13 protein-coding genes and 1 pseudogene are annotated in these 16646 nt (G+C 59.0%); 8 read left to right on the plus strand and 6 right to left on the minus strand.

Going from position 1 to position 16646, the window contains the following annotated elements; genetic code table 11:
• From VD17_RS19375 to VD17_RS19405, 7 genes and pseudogenes are all read left to right on the plus strand, one after another.
• A pseudogene (locus tag VD17_RS19375) lies at positions 1-280 on the plus strand (TetR/AcrR family transcriptional regulator); the annotation flags it as partial.
• A gap of 375 nt (positions 281-655) precedes the next feature.
• Positions 656-2293: a long-chain-fatty-acid--CoA ligase gene (locus VD17_RS19380; RefSeq protein ID WP_311132809.1), complete on the plus strand. Its 1638-nt coding sequence runs from the start codon at positions 656-658 to the stop codon at positions 2291-2293.
• Between the two features lie 25 nt (positions 2294-2318).
• The gene (locus VD17_RS19385) at positions 2319-3098 is read left to right on the plus strand and encodes a crotonase/enoyl-CoA hydratase family protein (protein WP_080932042.1); all 780 of its coding nucleotides are present in this window, start codon (positions 2319-2321) and stop codon (positions 3096-3098) included.
• 98 nt (positions 3099-3196) lie between these two features.
• Entirely contained in the window at positions 3197-3511 is a 315-nt protein-coding gene (locus VD17_RS19390) for a DUF485 domain-containing protein (protein WP_046055208.1), read from the plus strand.
• Positions 3508-5172 carry a cation/acetate symporter ActP gene (gene actP / locus VD17_RS19395; RefSeq protein WP_052962719.1) on the plus strand — a complete coding sequence of 555 codons (1665 nt, stop codon included), beginning with the start codon at positions 3508-3510 and terminating at the stop codon, positions 5170-5172. The genes VD17_RS19390 and actP overlap by 4 nt, the downstream gene beginning before the upstream one ends.
• 28 nt (positions 5173-5200) lie before the next feature.
• Complete coding sequence (locus VD17_RS19400) at positions 5201-6982, plus strand: acyl-CoA dehydrogenase (RefSeq protein WP_046055209.1); 1782 nt, start codon at positions 5201-5203, stop codon at positions 6980-6982.
• A 121-nt stretch (positions 6983-7103) separates the two neighbouring features.
• Positions 7104-8600, plus strand: coding sequence for a CoA-acylating methylmalonate-semialdehyde dehydrogenase (locus VD17_RS19405; protein WP_046055210.1), 1497 nt, complete (start codon positions 7104-7106; stop codon positions 8598-8600).
• Positions 8601-8693: 93 nt separating this feature from the next.
• Here VD17_RS19405 and VD17_RS19410 read toward each other — a convergent pair whose 3' ends face one another.
• Together VD17_RS19410 and nspC are read right to left on the minus strand one after the other, a co-directional pair.
• A complete protein-coding gene (locus VD17_RS19410) occupies positions 8694-9929 on the minus strand; it encodes a saccharopine dehydrogenase family protein (RefSeq protein WP_046055211.1) in 1236 nt (411 codons plus the stop codon).
• A gap of 27 nt (positions 9930-9956) precedes the next feature.
• On the minus strand, positions 9957-11054 hold the full coding sequence (gene nspC / locus VD17_RS19415; protein WP_046055212.1) for a carboxynorspermidine decarboxylase: 1098 nt from the start codon (positions 11052-11054) through the stop codon (positions 9957-9959).
• Between the two features lie 251 nt (positions 11055-11305).
• Here nspC and VD17_RS19420 point away from each other — a divergent pair, with 251 nt between their 5' ends.
• A complete protein-coding gene (locus VD17_RS19420; protein ID WP_046055213.1) occupies positions 11306-12127 on the plus strand; it encodes a DeoR/GlpR family DNA-binding transcription regulator in 822 nt (273 codons plus the stop codon).
• 52 nt (positions 12128-12179) lie between these two features.
• Here VD17_RS19420 and otnI read toward each other — a convergent pair whose 3' ends face one another.
• The 4 genes from otnI to otnK form a co-directional block, all read right to left on the minus strand.
• Positions 12180-12962, minus strand: a complete 783-nt coding sequence (gene otnI / locus VD17_RS19425; protein WP_046055214.1) for a 2-oxo-tetronate isomerase — start codon at positions 12960-12962, stop codon at positions 12180-12182.
• Positions 12963-13065: 103 nt separating this feature from the next.
• Positions 13066-14526 carry a GntT/GntP/DsdX family permease gene (locus VD17_RS19430; RefSeq protein ID WP_046055215.1) on the minus strand — a complete coding sequence of 487 codons (1461 nt, stop codon included), beginning with the start codon at positions 14524-14526 and terminating at the stop codon, positions 13066-13068.
• Positions 14527-14715: 189 nt separating this feature from the next.
• Entirely contained in the window at positions 14716-15354 is a 639-nt protein-coding gene (gene otnC / locus VD17_RS19435) for a 3-oxo-tetronate 4-phosphate decarboxylase (protein ID WP_046055216.1), read from the minus strand.
• Positions 15351-16643, minus strand: coding sequence for a 3-oxo-tetronate kinase (gene otnK / locus VD17_RS19440; RefSeq protein WP_046055217.1), 1293 nt, complete (start codon positions 16641-16643; stop codon positions 15351-15353). The genes otnC and otnK overlap by 4 nt, the downstream gene beginning before the upstream one ends.
• Positions 16644-16646 lie beyond the last annotated feature (3 nt).

Raw genomic sequence — 16646 nt, forward strand, 5'->3', positions numbered from 1 at the left:
CCATTGCCTGAGCAGCGAACAACAGGCCTTGATCCTGACCCTGCGCCGACGCTACGAGGAACACCTGGTGGACGTTGTCGAGCAGCTCACCGGTAAACCGACCAGTGCCACCCGGCGTGCCACCTTGAGCGGCATCGTCTCCCTCCTCAACCAATTGCCGGCCTGGGTTGGGGAGCCCCAGGCAAGCAAGGGTGCACGCCGCCAGCTGCTGCAAGACATGGTGATGAGTGCCCTGCAAAGCGCGTTACAGGCGACTCATGCCTCAGGCTCTCTCGGCTAATCAACCGGGCTCATCCCGTTAACGAACGCAGCAGAGATGCTGCGCTTGCGGGCAACACCCCGCCCCCTCCTCACATCACCCATTTGCCCCAAGGGTCACTCATCCCCCAAAGCGAACTGCGCCTCGAAAACGTTTGGCGCGATATGCAAATAAATCGGCGGATCGGGTTATTTCTAACCCCATCCCTCAAAGACTAAGGTGTAGCTATCCCAATGGTTAAGGCGGCATCAGCCAAAAGCCACCATTTAACAGACCCCAGCACAGTGGCAGCTAATGCAATTCTGCCACTCACTGAAACACTCTATGCGGCCGCCTAAAAGACTGCCCACTAATAAAAATAATGGAGACTTAATCATGCTGTTACATGGCGGAATGATGACTCAACCTCTTCTCATTTCTTCGATCATCACCCACGCGGCGCGTAATTCCGGTAGCCATGAAGTGGTGTCACAGCTTTCGGATGGCAGTCTCCATCGTTATACCTATGCCGACTGCGAGCAACGCACCAAACAACTGGCGGGCGCACTTCTGGGGCTGGGAATCACTCAGGGTGATCGGGTCGCGACACTGGCCTGGAACGGCTATCGCCATCTGGAAATCTACTACGGTGTTTCAGGACTTGGCGCGGTCTGCCACACCATCAATCCCAGGCTGCATGTTCAGCAGATTGTCTACATCATCAATCATGCTCAGGACGTCGCGGTGTGCTACGACATCGGCTTCGCAGCCCTGATCGCTCAGATCACCGAACAATGTCCAAGCGTGCGCCACTGGATCGCGCTAACCGACATAGACCATGCCGAAAGCTCTCTGAGTTATGAGGCATTGCTTCGCCAAGCCTGCGCCCTTGAGCACTGGCCTGAGTTCGATGAGAACACCGCCTCGAGTCTGTGCTACACCTCGGGCACCACCGGGCAACCCAAGGGCGTCTTGTACTCCCACCGTTCCACGCTGCTTCAGGCATACGCAGCCTCCCATCCCGACGCAATGGGTATCTCCGCCCATGACGTGGTACTGCCGCTGGTGCCCATGTTTCACGTCAACGCCTGGGGACTGCCCTATACGGCACTGATGGCGGGTTCGAAACTGGTCCTGCCAGGCAGCCGGCTGGATGGCGCATCTCTGCAAGCACTCTGTGATGGCGAAGGCGTGACCTTTTCAGCGGGCGTGCCTTCCGTCTGGCAGGGCTACATCGAAACCCTTCAGGCCACAGGTCAGCGTCCGCGGACCCTGCGCAGAGCCTACATCGGAGGATCAGCCTGTCCACCAGCGATGTTCAGTGCACTCCATGAGCTCGGCGTCGATGTCACTCATTCCTGGGGCATGACCGAAGTGTCCCCCCTGGGTACCGCTTGCCGTCTGCTGCCCAAGCACGAGGGCGAGGACGATCAAACCAAGATCCAGGTGTTGGCCAAGCAAGGGCGCGAGTTGTTCGGCATCGAAATGCGCACGGTCGATGAAGGCGGCGTAGCCCAGCCACGAAATGGACAACACCCAGGCAACCTTATGGTGCGTGGCAATTGGGTGGTCCGTGATTACTACCAGAGCGACTCGAAGGCATTGAGCGAAGGCTGGTTCGACACCGGTGACATGGCCACCATCGACGAAGACGGTTATCTGCTGATCACCGACCGCTGCAAAGATGTCATCAAGTCTGGTGGCGAGTGGATCTCCTCCATCGACCTGGAAAACATCGCCATGGCCCATCCCAAGATCCACATGGCCGCCTGTATTTCCTGCGATCACCAACGCTGGGGTGAACGCCCTCTGCTGATCGCTGTTGCCAAGCCTGGCGCGCAAGTCGATGCCGCTGAGTTGCTGGCTTTCTTCGAACACAAAGTTGCCAAGTGGTGCATACCCGATGACGTTCTGTTCATCGAGGACATGCCACTGACCGCCACCGGCAAGCTATTCAAACTCGCCCTGCGCGAGCGGTATCGCGATCACTACTCGCGCCAGTCATCGACAGGTGGCGAGACACAGAACCCTCCCCTAATCCAGGCAAAAGCCTGACCCTTCACTGCTATCTGGAGCCTGTATGAACGAGCCCTTCCTGAAAATCGAACTGCGCGACACCATCGCGATCGTCACGCTCAATCGTTCACAGAAACGCAACGCGTTGGATGAACAGGCGATTGCCGCCCTGGATGATTTCTTCTCCACTGTTCCAACGAACGTGCGCGCCATCGTACTGGCTGCTGCGGGCCCACATTTCTGTGCGGGCCTGGACCTTAAAGAACACCACGATAAAGAACGCTCGGCGATTGATTTCATGCGTGTATGTCAGTCATGGCACCGCGCCTTTGACAAAATTCAGCATGGCGGCATTCCGGTGATTGCGGCCATGCAGGGGGCGGTTGTCGGCGGTGGACTGGAGCTCGCCTCCGCAGCCCACGTGCGGGTGGCAGACGCCACCACCTACTTCGCTCTACCCGAAGGCCAGCGCGGCATTTTTACTGGGGGTGGCGCCACCGTGCGCGTGGCACGAATCATCTCCGCCAACCGGATGGTCGAGATGATGCTGACTGGACGCGCACTCGATGCACGCGAGGGGCATCGATTGGGTCTAGCCCATTACTTGTGCGAGCCAGGCGAGGATGTACTCGAACGGGCCATCGAGTTGGCCGAACGTATTGCCACGAACGCAGCGCTGTCCAACTACGCCATCGTCAGCTCAATCAACCGTATTGCCGACATGTCCTCAACCGACGGTCTCTTCGCCGAGGGCTTGATGGCTGCAGTGGTCCAGACCGGACACGATGTTCAGCGGCGTCTTGGAGACTTTGTCGAGAAGCGCACCGAAAAAGTCAGAGTCTGAGGCCGTTCAAGGCCGCAATGCATCACCTGCCACCGTCGTGGCAGGACCATAACAAAAAACTCCACCCGATCACCTCTCAGGTATTAAGGAGCAGCAGCATGTCATCGAATCTCGTTTATCAGAAAATCCGCGAAAACCCTCTGTATCACTCCCTGGTGCTGAGCCGCAGCCGACTGGCCTTTACCCTTAGCGCCGTGGTGCTGGGCCTCTACTCCCTGTTCATCGTTTCAGTATCGTGGCAACCGCAGCTGCTGACACAGGTGCCCCTGAGCAGCGGCAGCCTGACCCTCGGAATCTGGGCTGCATTAATCCTGATTGTCGGTTCATGGTTGCTGACAGGCCTCTACGTGCTGCGCGCAAATAACCAGTTCGACAAGTTGACCGAGGCGCTGCTTAAGGGAGTACGGCCATGAAGCTCATCACTCGAGTATCGTTATTCAGCCTGCTTTGCGCCGTCAGCTTCGTGGCGGTAGCACAGGCCTCGCTTCAGAGCACCCGCGAGCCAAATATGACGGCGATTGTGATCTTCATGGCTTTCGTGGTCACCACGATCGGCATCACCTACTGGGCGGCCGGACGCACACGCTCGACGTCCGACTTTTATACGGCGGGGGGTGGAATCAGCGGCATACAAAACGGCTTCGCGATTGCTGGGGACTATATGTCGGCAGCGACTTTGCTTGGTGTTTCAAGCATGGTCTACAGCACTGGCTTCGACGGTATGATCTATTGCGTCAGCGCATTTCTGGGTTGGCCGTTGATCATGTTTTTGATGGCTGAGCGACTGCGCAACCTTGGACGCTTCACCCTCGCCGACATCATTTCCTATCGCCTCGACCCAGTGGGCACACGGGTGTTTTCTGCCTGCAGTTCGCTGATCATCGTCAGTTTTTATTTGATCGTACAAATGGTCGGCGCGGGTCAGTTGATCAACCTGTTGTTCGGGCTCGATTACGAGGTCGCGGTCATCTGCGTCGGCGTGTTGATGGTGGTATACGTGACATTCGGCGGCATGGTCGCCACGACCTGGGTGCAAATCATCAAGGCTGTCCTGCTGCTCGGCGGCGGCCTGTTTCTGACACTGCTTGCATTCAAGCACTTCGGCTTCAGCCTGGAGCGCATGGTGGACAGCGCGGTTGCCAGTCACCAGAGCGGTAGCGCAATACTCGGGCCGTTGAAGTTCGCCAGTGATCCGCTGTCCATGTTCTCGATGGCGCTGGGTTTGGTGTTTGGAGTGGCAGGCCTGCCACACATCATGATGCGGTTCTTTACCGTCCCGGATGCCAAAGCAGCGCGGAAGTCGGTTTTTGTGGCCACCGGTTTGATCGGGCTGTTCTTCATCGTGGTCTGCGTGCTGGGAATATCAGCGATCAGCATCGTCGGACAACAACCGAGATTCTTTGAACAGGGGATTATAGGCGGCACGCTACTCGGTGGCAGCAATATGCCGGTCATGCACCTGGCCCAGGCGCTAGGTGGTGATCTGATGTTTGGGTTCCTCGCCGCCGTGGCCTTTGCCACCATCCTTGCCGTCGTTTCCGGCCTGGCCCTGGCCGGTGCTTCAGCCCTCTCCCATGACCTGTATGCCAATGTCCTGTGCAAGGGGAAATCCTCCAGCCTTAAAGAAATGCGTGTCAGCCGCTGGGCAACGATAGGCTTGGGTTTGGTCGCCATTGCATTGGGGATTGTCTTCAAAGGCCAGAATGTGGCGTTTCTCGTTGCGCTGACCTTCGGCATCGCCGCCTCATCGAATTTCCCGGTACTGCTGCTTGCCATGTATTGGAAAGGATTGACTAGCAGGGGCGCCATTTGTGGCGGCCTGGCCGGCCTTGTCAGCTCTGTTGCCTTGGTTGTGCTGTCTCCCGGTGTGTGGGTCAAAGTGCTGCATCACCCCGAAGCCCTCTTCCCTTTCGACTACCCCGCGCTGTTCTCGATGCCCTTGGCCTTCGGTATCGCCTGGGTAGTTTCATGCCTTGACCGCAGCGCAGCTGCAAACCTTGAAAGAACTGCGTTCGAACCGCAAAACGTACGCGCCGAAACGGGTTGGGGCGCCAATTCAGCAGCGCAACATTAACTATCTGAACGACTCCAAGGAGCTACTGATGAGCTATCAAGCCCCAGTTAAAGAGATGTGCTTCGTCATCAATGAGTTGGCAGACCTGGCGGCCATCGCTCGACACCCTGGAATGGAGGACGCAAGTCCCGATATGGCGAGTGCGGTGCTCGATGAATCGGCGAAATTCACTTCACAGGTGATCGCACCACTCAATCACGCTGGCGATGTTCAAGGGTGCCGGTTGGTCGCAGGCGAAGTGTTGACCCCTTCCGGCTTCAAGGAAGCCTTCGCCCAATTTGCCGCCGGTGGTTGGCAGGCGCTGGCGCACCCCACCCGATTTGGTGGCGCAGGGTTGCCGAAACTGGTCAGCACGGCCTGCAATGAAATGCTCAATTCAGCCAACATGTCTTTTGCTCTGTGCCCACTGTTGACCGATGGTGCGATCGAAGCCTTGCTAACGGCCGGCAGCAAGGAACAGCAAGATTACTATTTGCCACGCCTGATATCGGGAGAATGGACCGGCACCATGAACCTGACTGAACCTCAGGCGGGCTCGGATCTGTCCCTTTTGCGAAGTCGTGCCGAGCCGACTGATGATGGTCGCTATCGTGTATTCGGTAGCAAGATTTTCATCACCTATGGGCAGCACGATATGGCGAGCAATATCGTGCATTTAGTACTGGCCCGCGTACCTGGCGCGCCAGAAGGCGTCAAAGGCATTTCCCTGTTTGTGGTTCCCAGGTTTCTGCAAGATGCAGACGGCCGTCTGAATGTACGTAACGACATAGAGTGCCTGAGCCTGGAACACAAGCTGGGGATTAAGGCCAGCCCCACGGCGATCCTGCAGTTTGGCGATCATGGCGGTGCCATTGGCACCCTGATCGGCGAGGAGAACCGCGGCCTGGAATACATGTTCATCATGATGAACTCGGCGCGTTATGCCGTCGGCATGCAAGGTGTCGCCATCGCCGAACGTGCCCGACAGCAGGCGACTGCCTATGCACGAGTACGCGTTCAGGGCCGGGCATTGGACAGTAGCCATAAATCCGTTGCGATCATTGAGCATCCCGACGTCAAACGCATGCTCCTGGACATGCGCGCGTTGACCGAAGGCAGCCGGGCGGCCGCCTATATGACGGCAGCGCATGGCGACCTGGCGGCCTGTCATGCAGATCCCCGGCAACGACAGCAACATCAGGCGCTCTATGAGTTTTTGGTACCCATCATCAAGGGCTGGTGCACCGAGATGGCCCAGGAAGTGACCAGTCTGGGCATACAAGTCCATGGTGGTATGGGGTTCATCGAGGAAACCGGCGCCGCTCAGCATTTCAGAGATGCGCGGATTTTGCCGATTTACGAAGGGACCACCGCCATTCAAGCCAATGATCTGATCGGTCGCAAGACGGCGCGCGATCAAGGCGCAGTAGCGCGATTGCTGGCCAGTTACATCGAGGAAACCGAGAAGCAACTGCTCGCCAGTGGCAACCCGGATGCTCGGGCCGTTCACGGTCCGTTGCAACAGGCTCGATTGGCCTTTGAGACGGTGGTGGACCATGTGGTTGAACACCATCGTAGTTCAGCCCAGGCGGTTTACGCCGAGGGCGTCGCTTACCTGACACTGTGCGGGATATTGGTCAGCGGCTGGCAACTGGCGCGCGCCCTGCTGATCAGCGAGCCACGGCTCGCCGAAGACCCGAGTTTCTACGGCGCGAAAATCGTCGTCGCTCGCTACTTTGCCGGGCACTACCTCACGCGGGCAACAGCGTTGCGAGATTGCGTGCTGTACGGCGGCGAAACGGTGAACCGTTTAGCCGCCGATGATCTCTGACGCTACCACGGTTCTGCAGCGCATCAATTTTGGCCACCTGTCCCGCTTCTATGTACAAGCGGGACACTTTATCGGTTAAAGCCTGGCTAACCCAGGACATCAAAACGAGAGCAAAACAACAATGGCTACCATCCCTCATTTGATTCACGCAGAGCGCATCGTCAGCGGTGTGCGTACTTGCAATGTCTACAACCCTTCCACTGGCGAGGTTATCCATACGCTCGGCCTTGCTGACCGCGCAACCGTGCAACAGGCCATCGACTCCGCCAGGTTGGCCTTTCCAGCCTGGCGCAATACCCCGCCGGCCAAACGTGCGCAGGTGATGTACCGTTTCAAGCAACTGCTTGAGCAGAACGAAGCACGTATCGCTCAGTTGATCAGCGAAGAGCATGGCAAAACGCTGGAAGACGCTGCTGGCGAGCTCAAGCGCGGTATTGAAAACGTCGAATACGCCTGCTCGGCTCCGGAAATTCTCAAGGGCGAGTACAGTCGCAACGTCGGTCCGCGTATCGATGCCTGGTCGGATTTCCAGCCATTGGGTGTGGTGGCCGGTATTACCCCGTTCAACTTCCCGGCCATGGTGCCGTTGTGGATGTATCCGCTGGCGATCGTCTGCGGCAACTGCTTTATCCTCAAACCGTCCGAGCGTGATCCAAGCTCGACGCTGCTGATTGCTCAATTGCTGTTGGACGCCGGTCTGCCAAAAGGCGTGCTGAACGTGGTGCACGGCGATAAGGAAGCGGTGGACGCGCTGATTGAAGCGCCGGAAGTCAAAGCGCTGAGTTTTGTGGGGTCTACGCCGATTGCCGAATATATCTATTCCGAAGCCACCAAGCGCGGCAAGCGTGTACAGGCCTTGGGCGGAGCGAAGAACCACGCAGTGCTGATGCCGGATGCGGACCTGGATAACGCGGTCAGTGCCCTGATGGGCGCGGCTTTTGGTTCGGCGGGTGAACGCTGCATGGCGATTTCGGTGGCCGTGTGTGTGGGTGACCAGGTGGCGGATGCGCTAGTCAGCAAACTGGTACCGCAGATCAACGCCCTGAAAATCGGTGCAGGTACGAATAGTGGTCTGGATATGGGCCCGCTGATTACTGGCGCACACCTGGACAAAGTAACCGGATACATCGAAGACGGCGTGCAGGCTGGCGCTCAGTTGGTCGTCGATGGCCGTGGGTTGAAGGTTGCCGGTAACGAAGGCGGCTACTTCTTCGGTGGCTGCCTGTTCGATCGCGTCACGCCAGACATGCGCATCTATAAAGAAGAGATCTTCGGCCCGGTGCTGTGCGTTGTCCGGGTTAGCAGCCTGGAAGAGGCGATGCAGCTAATCAACGAGCACGAGTACGGCAACGGCACCTGCATCTTTACCCGTGACGGTGAATCAGCCCGATTGTTTTGCGATGAAATCGAAGTCGGGATGGTCGGCGTCAACGTGCCGCTGCCGGTTCCAGTGGCGTACCACAGTTTCGGTGGCTGGAAGCGCTCACTGTTCGGTGACCTGCATGCCTATGGCCCGGATGGTGTGCGTTTCTATACCCGTCGCAAGGCGATTACCCAACGCTGGCCACAACGTGCAAGCCTCGAGGCGGCGCAGTTCGCCTTCCCTAGCAACAGCTGATTACGCACAAACCAAAACGCCGCTCAAAGAGCGGCGTTTTTGCGTATGGAGCGGGAAACTCGGCTCACCTGTCTGTTGCGAGCCTCAAACGTTTCAGCTCCAGGGACGATCTCCATTCTCGTCCTTGATGCGGGTCTGCAGGCCCATCACATCCAGCGCCTTGAGGAATGGCTCAGCCGGAAGCTCCTCGACGTTGGCCATGCGCTGCACGTCCCACTCGCCACGGGCGACCAGCAAGGCTGCTGCCACGGGCGGCACGCCTGCGGTATAGGAAATGCCCTGGCTGTCAGTTTCCGCGTAAGCGTCTTCATGATCAGCCACGTTGTAGATGAACACTTCGCGCGGCTGGCCATCCTTGGTGCCCTTGACCAGGTCGCCGATGCAGGTCTTGCCGGTGTAGCCAGGCGCCAGCGAGCTCGGATCAGGGAGCACGGCCTTGACCACTTTCAGCGGCACGACTTCCAGGCCTTCGGCGGTCTTGACCGGTTGCTCGGAGAGCAGGCCGAGGTTCCTGAGCACGGTGAACACATTGATGTAGTGCTCGCCGAAGCTCATCCAGAAACGCACGTTGGGCACGTCGAGGTTCTTCGACAGCGAGTGCACTTCATCGTGGCCGGTCAGGTACAGGTTCTGCGCGCCTACGACCGGCAGATCGTCGGTGCGTTTGACTTCGAACATTGTGTTGCTGGTCCACTGACTGTTCTGCCAGCTCCACACTTGTCCGGTGAATTCGCGGAAGTTGATTTCCGGGTCGAAATTGGTGGCGAAATACTTGCCATGGGAACCGGCGTTGACGTCGAGAATGTCGATCGAGTCAATGCGGTCGAAATACTGTTGTTGCGCCAGTGCTGCATAGGCGTTGACCACACCCGGGTCGAAGCCCACGCCGAGAATGGCGGTAATGTTCTTCTCTTTGCACTCTTCGAGGTGATTCCACTCGTAGTTGCCATACCAGGGCGGCGTTTCGCAGATTTTGCCCGGCTCTTCGTGGATGGCGGTATCCAGATAGGCCACGCCGGTATCGATGCAGGCGCGTAGCACCGACATGTTGAGGAAGGCGGAACCGACGTTGATGACGATCTGCGATCCGGTTTCGCGGATCAGCGCCTTGGTCGCTTCGACATCCAGGGCGTTCAGCGAGAAGGCCAGGATTTCGGCGGGCACTTTGAGGCTGCCCTTGGCCTTGACGCTGTCGATGATGGCCTGGCACTTGGAGATGTTGCGCGACGCGATAGCAATACGACCGAGTTCATCGTTGTGCTGCGCGCACTTGTGGGCCACCACCTTGGCGACACCTCCTGCACCAATGATAAGCACGTTCTTCTTCAATTTTTCTCTCTCTCCTTATCTGCCAGCTTACGAAAGGCTGGACATGTAGTCGTTGTAACCAAACTCACGAACCACCTCGACTGTACCGTCGAGTTGTTTCACTACGATGGACGGCATTTTCAGGCCGTTGAACCAGTTCTTCTTGACCATGGTGTAACCCGCCGCGTCGATGAACGACAGCCGATCCCCGATAGCCAGCGGACGATCAAATTGATACTCACCGAAAATGTCTCCGGCCAGGCAGGATTTGCCGCACACCATGTAGGTGTGTTCGCCATCGCTAGGTGCGAGCTTGGCATTCAGGCGATAGATCAACAGATCGAGCATATGCGCTTCGATGGAGCTGTCCACAACCGCCAGGTTCTTGCCGTTGTAGAGGGTGTCGAGCACGGTGACTTCCAGCGACGCACTCTGCGTGATGGCCGCTTCGCCCGGTTCCAGGTAAACCTGCACGCCGTATTTTTGCGAGAAAGCCTTGAGGCGCGCGCAGAACTCGTCCAGCGCGTAGCCTTCGCCCGTGAAATGGATACCGCCACCGAGGCTGACCCACTCGACCTTGTGCAGCAAGTCGCCGAAGCGTTCTTCGATGGTGCACAGCATCTGATCGAACAGGCCGAAATCACCGTTCTCGCAGTTGTTGTGGAACATGAAGCCAGAGATCTGCTCGATGACCTGCTCGATCTTCACCGGGTCCCACTCGCCCAGACGGCTGAACGGTCGCGCAGGGTCGGCCAGCAGATAATCCGAGCTGCTCACCTGAGGATTGACCCGCAGGCCGCGCACCTTGCCTGCTGAAGCTTCGGCGTAGCGCTGCAACTGGCTGATGGAGTTGAAGATGATCTTGTCGCAGTTATCGAGCATCTCCTCGATCTCGTCGTCGGCCCAGGCCACGCTGTAGGCATGGGTCTCGCCCGCGAACTTCTGTCGACCGAGCTTGAGCTCGTAGAGCGACGACGACGTGGTGCCGTCCATGTATTGCTGCATCAGGTCGAACACCGACCAGGTGGCGAAGCACTTGAGTGCCAGGAGCGCCTTGGCCCCGGACTGTTCGCGCACATAGGCGATCTTCTGCATGTTCGCCAGCAGCTTTTGTTTATCGATGAGGTAGTACGGCGTTTTGATCATTTCGAGGCGCCTCCGGCAAGGCCAGCCAAAAAAGGATGCGCATTGTGCCTTCACTCGCTACATATCGAAAGAGCAGGAAGCCCTCTCCACGCGAAACGTGGCTCAATTTTAGTCCCAAGCACCAAACAAGCCAGAGTGACAGCCTTTGTCGCCAGGCCCCGTCACATCGCCGCGCTACTGATCCCGCCACAGATTCGCTACTATGTTTGACCGTTAGCGATACCGTCAGCTTTCCTTAATCTGGAGCCCGAATGCCTAATCAAAAGGACATCGCCGCCGAAAGCGGCGCACCGATGATTCCTGAGCAGCGCCGTGAATTGATGCTGCGACAGTTGCGCAAGCATCAGGTGCTGAGCGTGCACCAGTTGATGGAAATGTTCGACTGTTCGCACATGACCATACGTCGCGATATCGCGCTGCTGGAGCAGGAAGGTCGTGCTTATTCGGTAACGGGTGGGGTGCGGATCGCCAGCCAGCTCCATAGTGAGCCCAGCCATCAGTTCAAGGCGGTCGTCGAGTTGCCGCAGAAGCAGGCCATGGCCAGGCTCGCCGCCCGGCTACTGCATGCCGATATGACGATTTACCTGGATGCGGGAACCAGCACACTGGAAATCGTCCCCTACATCAAGGCGCTGTCCGGCATGACCGTGGTGACTAACGACTTCGGCATTGTCCAGGCGCTGATCGAAGCCCCCCATGTCACGGTAATTCATACCGGCGGGCAGCTGGATCACTCCAATCAATCGTGCGTGGGCGGCCTGGCGGTTGCCACCTTGCGCCAGGTCGTCACGGATATTGCGTTCATATCGACCAGCTCATGGGATTTGCGTCGCGGCCTCACCACGCCTTCGGCGCTGAAGGTGGAGGTGAAACAAGCTGCGATGCAATCGGCTTCGCAAGTGGTGCTGGTGGCCAGCAGTTCGAAGTACGGCACATTCAGCATGTACAAGATTGCCGGGCTAGAACAGTTCGACATTATCCTCAGCGACGATGCGTTGACCCCGGCCGCGGCCGATGGCATTCGCAAGCAGGGAGTCGATCTGTTGCTGCCGTCTGACAATCCTCCGGTCTAAAAAAAACGGGCTCCTGCATCCAGCAGAGCCCCCTTTCCCTTCTCTGTTGCGCTTAGCGCGCCTTCCATTCCCGCAACCACTGCAAGCCGGCAGACGTGTTGCCACGCGGCCGATATTCGCACCCTACCCAGCCGTCATAGCCCAACTGGTCGATCAGCTCGAACAGATAGGGATAGTTGACTTCTCCCAGGTCCGGTTCATGCCGGTCCGGCACGCCGGCGATCTGGATATGGCCGATACCATCGAAGTCCCGACGCAGTTTGGTGGCCAGGTCGCCTTCAACGATTTGGCAGTGGTAGCAGTCGAACTGAACCTTTAGGTTACTGGCGCCTACTTCCTTGCAAATGGCCTGGGCCTGATCCTGCCGGTTGAGGAAAAAGCCCGGCATGTCTCGTGTATTGATCGGTTCCAGCAGTACCGTGATGCCGACCTTCGCCGCTTGGGCGGTGGCATAGGCCAGGTTTTCCAGATAAATGGCGTGATGCCGTGCCCGATCACTCTCGGATGGCAGCAGGCCGGCCATCACATGGATGCGTGAGTTACCCAGCACGCTGGCGTATTCCAGGGCACGATCAAAACCGCTACGAAACTCGCTCTCACGGCCCGGCAACGACACCGTGCCCCGCTCGCCCGCCGCCCAATCACCGGGCGGCGCGTTGAACAATGCCTGCACCAGGCCGTTGTCGCTCAAGCGTTGCTTGAGTTCTTCAGCGCTGTAGTCGTAGGGAAACAGATACTCCACCGCTTCGAAACCATCGGCAGCCGCGGCGGCGAAGCGATCCAGAAACGCATGTTCCGGGTAGAGCATGCTGAGATTGGCAGCAAAACGAGGCATGGTAGCTCCTATGTATGGCTCTTGTAGGAGCCGAGCTTGCTGGCGAATGCGATCTCAAGGACGCCATCGCCGACAAGCCGTGCTCCTACAGGTCGACAGTTGGTTAGACAAACGGCCAGATCAGCAAGGTAATACAGAAACCCAAGGTGCCGAGCAAGGTGGTCAACACCGTCCAGGTGCGCAAGCCGTCGGCCACGTTCAGCCCGGACAGCTTGGTGAAGATCCAGTAACCGGCGTCATTGATATGGGACATGGCCAACCCGCCACCGCCCATGGCCAGGCACAGCAGCGCCATGTGATTCGCCGTGAGATCGAGGGTCGCGATCAGCGGGCTGATGATGCCGGCAGTGGTCACCAGCGCCACCGTCGTCGAGCCCTGCACCGCGCGCAACAGCATGGTCAGCAGAAAGCCCAGCGCCAGCACCGGCAGACCGGTGGTGCGCAGCATATCGGAGACTACCGCGCCGATTCCGGTATCCACCAGCACCTTGCCAAACACCCCGCCGGCACCGGCAATCAGGATCACCATGGCCACACCGGGCAAGGCCGAACCGATCACATCAGACACCTGAGTCCGGCTCCAGCCCCGACGCGAACCCAGCAACCAGGCACACAGCAAGGTGTCGATCAGCAGCGCCACCAGCGGCGCGCCGAGCACGGTCATGATGCCGCGCAGGGTCGATTCGGCAGGCAACAACGAGGTGGACAGCGTCCCCAGCAGAATCAGAATGATGGGCAGCAGGATCAGGCTGACGATCAGACCAAACCCCGGTGGGGGTGCCGGCGGCAACTTGGAAACGATGCTGCTGGTGGATTCTTCCAGGCCCATGTGCGACACGGCCACAGCCGCTCGCTCAGGGCTCTTGTCGTTGCCATTGGACCAAGCGGCCAGATCCTCGTTGGTGACGTGCGGGCCATAGACCTCGGCACGAATATCGTCGGTCATCGGGTACACCCGACGGGTCATGCGCCCGGCCACGCGGTAGCCGACATAGCAAAGGAACGCGGTGAGCGGCAGACCGAACATCAGCACGCGACCCAGGTCCGCGCCCAATTGACTGGCAGCGGCCACGGCGCCCGGGTGTGGCGGCAGAAAGGCGTGTACGGTCAACAAGGCCGCGCACATCGGCAGTGCGAACACCAACAGCGGCTTACGCGCACTGCGCGCAATGCCATAGGCCAGCGGCATCAGGATGATCACGCCGACCTCGAAGAACACCGGCACCCCGACCATGAACCCGGCAATCGTCAGCGCCAGCGGTGTACGCCGGTTGCCGAAACGAGTGATCAGGGTCTTGGCCAGCGCCTCGGCACCACCGGAGAGTTCGATGATCCGCCCGATCATCGCGCCCAGGGCAATGATGATCGCGATATGGCCCAGGGTCTTGCCCATGCCGCCTTCGATGGTCGCCACCAGATCGGCCGGTTTCACCCCGGCCACCAGCGCCACCAGAATGCTCACCAGCATCAACGCTACGAAGGGTTGGAACTTGTATTTGAGCACCAGGAACAACAACAGCGCGATGCCCACCCCTGCGGTAATCATCAGGATTAACGGGCTCATTTCAGAACCCCTCCACGCCGGGTAAACGAAACGGTTCTGCCACTGAATCTGAAATTGCCGCAGTGAAGGTGAGTCATGCTTGGATTTCCTGTTGTTATTGTTTTTTCAGGCAAGCCGGGTCCGTCGAGAGTCGCTACGCGTCTCATGTACAGGGCCTGCTGTATCGATTTGTCGTGTTAAGCCAGCGCTTTACCAGGTCGCGCCGAACGTCTCTCGCAACTCGTCCAAAGCTGCCTGGTCGAGGGGTTCCGGTTTGGGATGGCTCATCAGCCAGAGCCGCGCAGTTTCTTCAAGCTCCTCCAGGGCGTAACTGGCCCTGGATACCGAACTTTCCCAGACCACCGGGCCCAGCCGTTCGAGCATCACGCCGCGAACACTATTGGCCAGCTGCGCGACTTGCTCGGCAACCTTCGGCGAACCGGGTCGCTGGTAGCCAATCAACGGGATATGCCCGACTTTCATCACCTGATACGGCGTCAGCGGCGGCAGGATGTCGTCCGCCTGCCAGACACCGGCCAGCGTCAACGCCACCAGATGAGTGGAATGGGTATGCACCACGCCGCCGACATTCGGGTTGCGGTCGTAGACCTGGCGATGCAGCGCCAGGGTCTTTGAAGGTTTGTCACCGTACACCCATTCACCGGCCAGGTTGACCTTGGCGATGGTCGCGGGATCGAGGCGCCCGAGGCAGACATCGGTCGGTGTGATCAACCAGCCATCGTCCAGGCGTGCGCTGATATTGCCGGCGCTGCCGACGGTGTAGCCGCGCTGGTAAAGGCTATGGCCAACCTCGCAGATTTCTTCACGCAGGGCACTTTCGTTACTCACTGAGCACCTCCCGCGAGTTGGCTCAAGGCTTTGCTGAAGAAGTCGCGGCCACCGAAGTTGCCCGATTTGAGTGCCAGCGCCAAAGGTTCATCAGTACTGCTGACGGTCGCCGGCACACCCGGATCGATCTGCGCGCCGATCTGCAGCAGCTGTACGCCTAACGCCTGAACCACCGCGCCCGAGGTTTCTCCGCCGGCGATCACGAAGCGACGCACGCCGCTCTGGCGCAGACCTTGGGCAATTTCGCCAAAGGCGTTTTCCACCAGACTGCCTGCCTGCTCGACACCCAGTTGCTGTTGCACCGACTTGACCTCGTCCGGTGAGCTGGTGGCGTAGATCAATACGGTTTGCTTGTTATCACGGGCGAAGGTCAAGGCTTGCGCCACCACCGGTTCACCCGCCGCCAAGGCCAACGGATCAATCCGCAAGGCCGGCCGCCCGGCTTCGAGCCAGGCCGCCACTTGTCCATTGGTGGCGATCGAAGCACTGCCGGCCAACACCACTTCCCCGCCGAACACCGCCGGGAGTTTCGAGGCATCGAGGTCGCGCAGCTTGCCGGCGCGACGGAAATTTTCCGGCAACCCCAGGGCCAGCCCCGAACCACCCGTCAACAACGGCAGATCGGCACAGGCGGTGCCGAGGGTATACAGATCGCTATCCGACAAGGCATCAGCGATGGCCATGCCGACACCTTCAGCCCTCAGCTCGGCGATTCGCGCACGCACCTGCTCAGCGCCGCGGGCAATGGTGTCGTAGCGCAACAGGCCGACATTCAGGCCAGTCTGCGATTGCAGGACCCGAACCAGATTGGCATCGGTCATCGGCGTCAACGGGTGATGCTGCATGCCCGACTCGCTGAGCAGTTGATCCTGCACAAACAAGTGACCGCGAAAGATCGTCCGGCCATTCTCCGGAAACGCCGGACAGGCCAGGGTGAAGTCGCTGCCCAGCGCCGCCAGCAGCGCTTCGCTGACCTGGCCGATATTGCCGGCCGCGGTGGAGTCGAACGTCGAGCAATATTTGAAGAAGATCTGCTCGCAGCCTTGTTCGCGCAGCCAGGCCAGCGCGGCGAGGGACTGTTCGACCGCGTCGGCGACAGGAAGGGTGCGCGACTTCAGAGCAATGACAATCGCATCGGCATCAAGCCCGGCAGCAACGTCTGCGCTCGGGATACCGATGCTTTGCACGGTACGCATTCCGCCGCGCACCAGCATGTTGGCAAGGTCCGTGGCACCGGTGAAATCGTCGGCGATGCAGCCCAGCAGTGGGCGTGCGGTGGAGGTAGTCATGGG

The sequence above is a fragment of the Pseudomonas fluorescens genome (assembly GCF_000968015.1).
GTDB lineage: Bacteria > Pseudomonadota > Gammaproteobacteria > Pseudomonadales > Pseudomonadaceae > Aquipseudomonas > Aquipseudomonas fluorescens_W.

Excerpts from the sequence above, each read along its gene's own strand:
- VD17_RS19380 (WP_311132809.1), top strand. The coding sequence starts at position 656 with ATGACTCAACCTCTTCTCATTTCTTCGATCATCACCCACGCGGCGCGT.
- VD17_RS19385 (WP_080932042.1), top strand. The coding sequence starts at position 2,319 with ATGAACGAGCCCTTCCTGAAAATCGAACTGCGCGACACCATCGCGATC.
- VD17_RS19390 (WP_046055208.1), top strand. The coding sequence starts at position 3,197 with ATGTCATCGAATCTCGTTTATCAGAAAATCCGCGAAAACCCTCTGTAT.
- actP (WP_052962719.1), top strand. The coding sequence starts at position 3,508 with ATGAAGCTCATCACTCGAGTATCGTTATTCAGCCTGCTTTGCGCCGTC.
- VD17_RS19400 (WP_046055209.1), top strand. The coding sequence starts at position 5,201 with ATGAGCTATCAAGCCCCAGTTAAAGAGATGTGCTTCGTCATCAATGAG.
- VD17_RS19405 (WP_046055210.1), top strand. The coding sequence starts at position 7,104 with ATGGCTACCATCCCTCATTTGATTCACGCAGAGCGCATCGTCAGCGGT.
- nspC (WP_046055212.1), bottom strand. The coding sequence starts at position 11,054 with ATGATCAAAACGCCGTACTACCTCATCGATAAACAAAAGCTGCTGGCG.
- VD17_RS19420 (WP_046055213.1), top strand. The coding sequence starts at position 11,306 with ATGCCTAATCAAAAGGACATCGCCGCCGAAAGCGGCGCACCGATGATT.
- otnI (WP_046055214.1), bottom strand. The coding sequence starts at position 12,962 with ATGCCTCGTTTTGCTGCCAATCTCAGCATGCTCTACCCGGAACATGCG.
- VD17_RS19430 (WP_046055215.1), bottom strand. The coding sequence starts at position 14,526 with ATGAGCCCGTTAATCCTGATGATTACCGCAGGGGTGGGCATCGCGCTG.
- otnK (WP_046055217.1), bottom strand. The coding sequence starts at position 16,643 with ATGACTACCTCCACCGCACGCCCACTGCTGGGCTGCATCGCCGACGAT.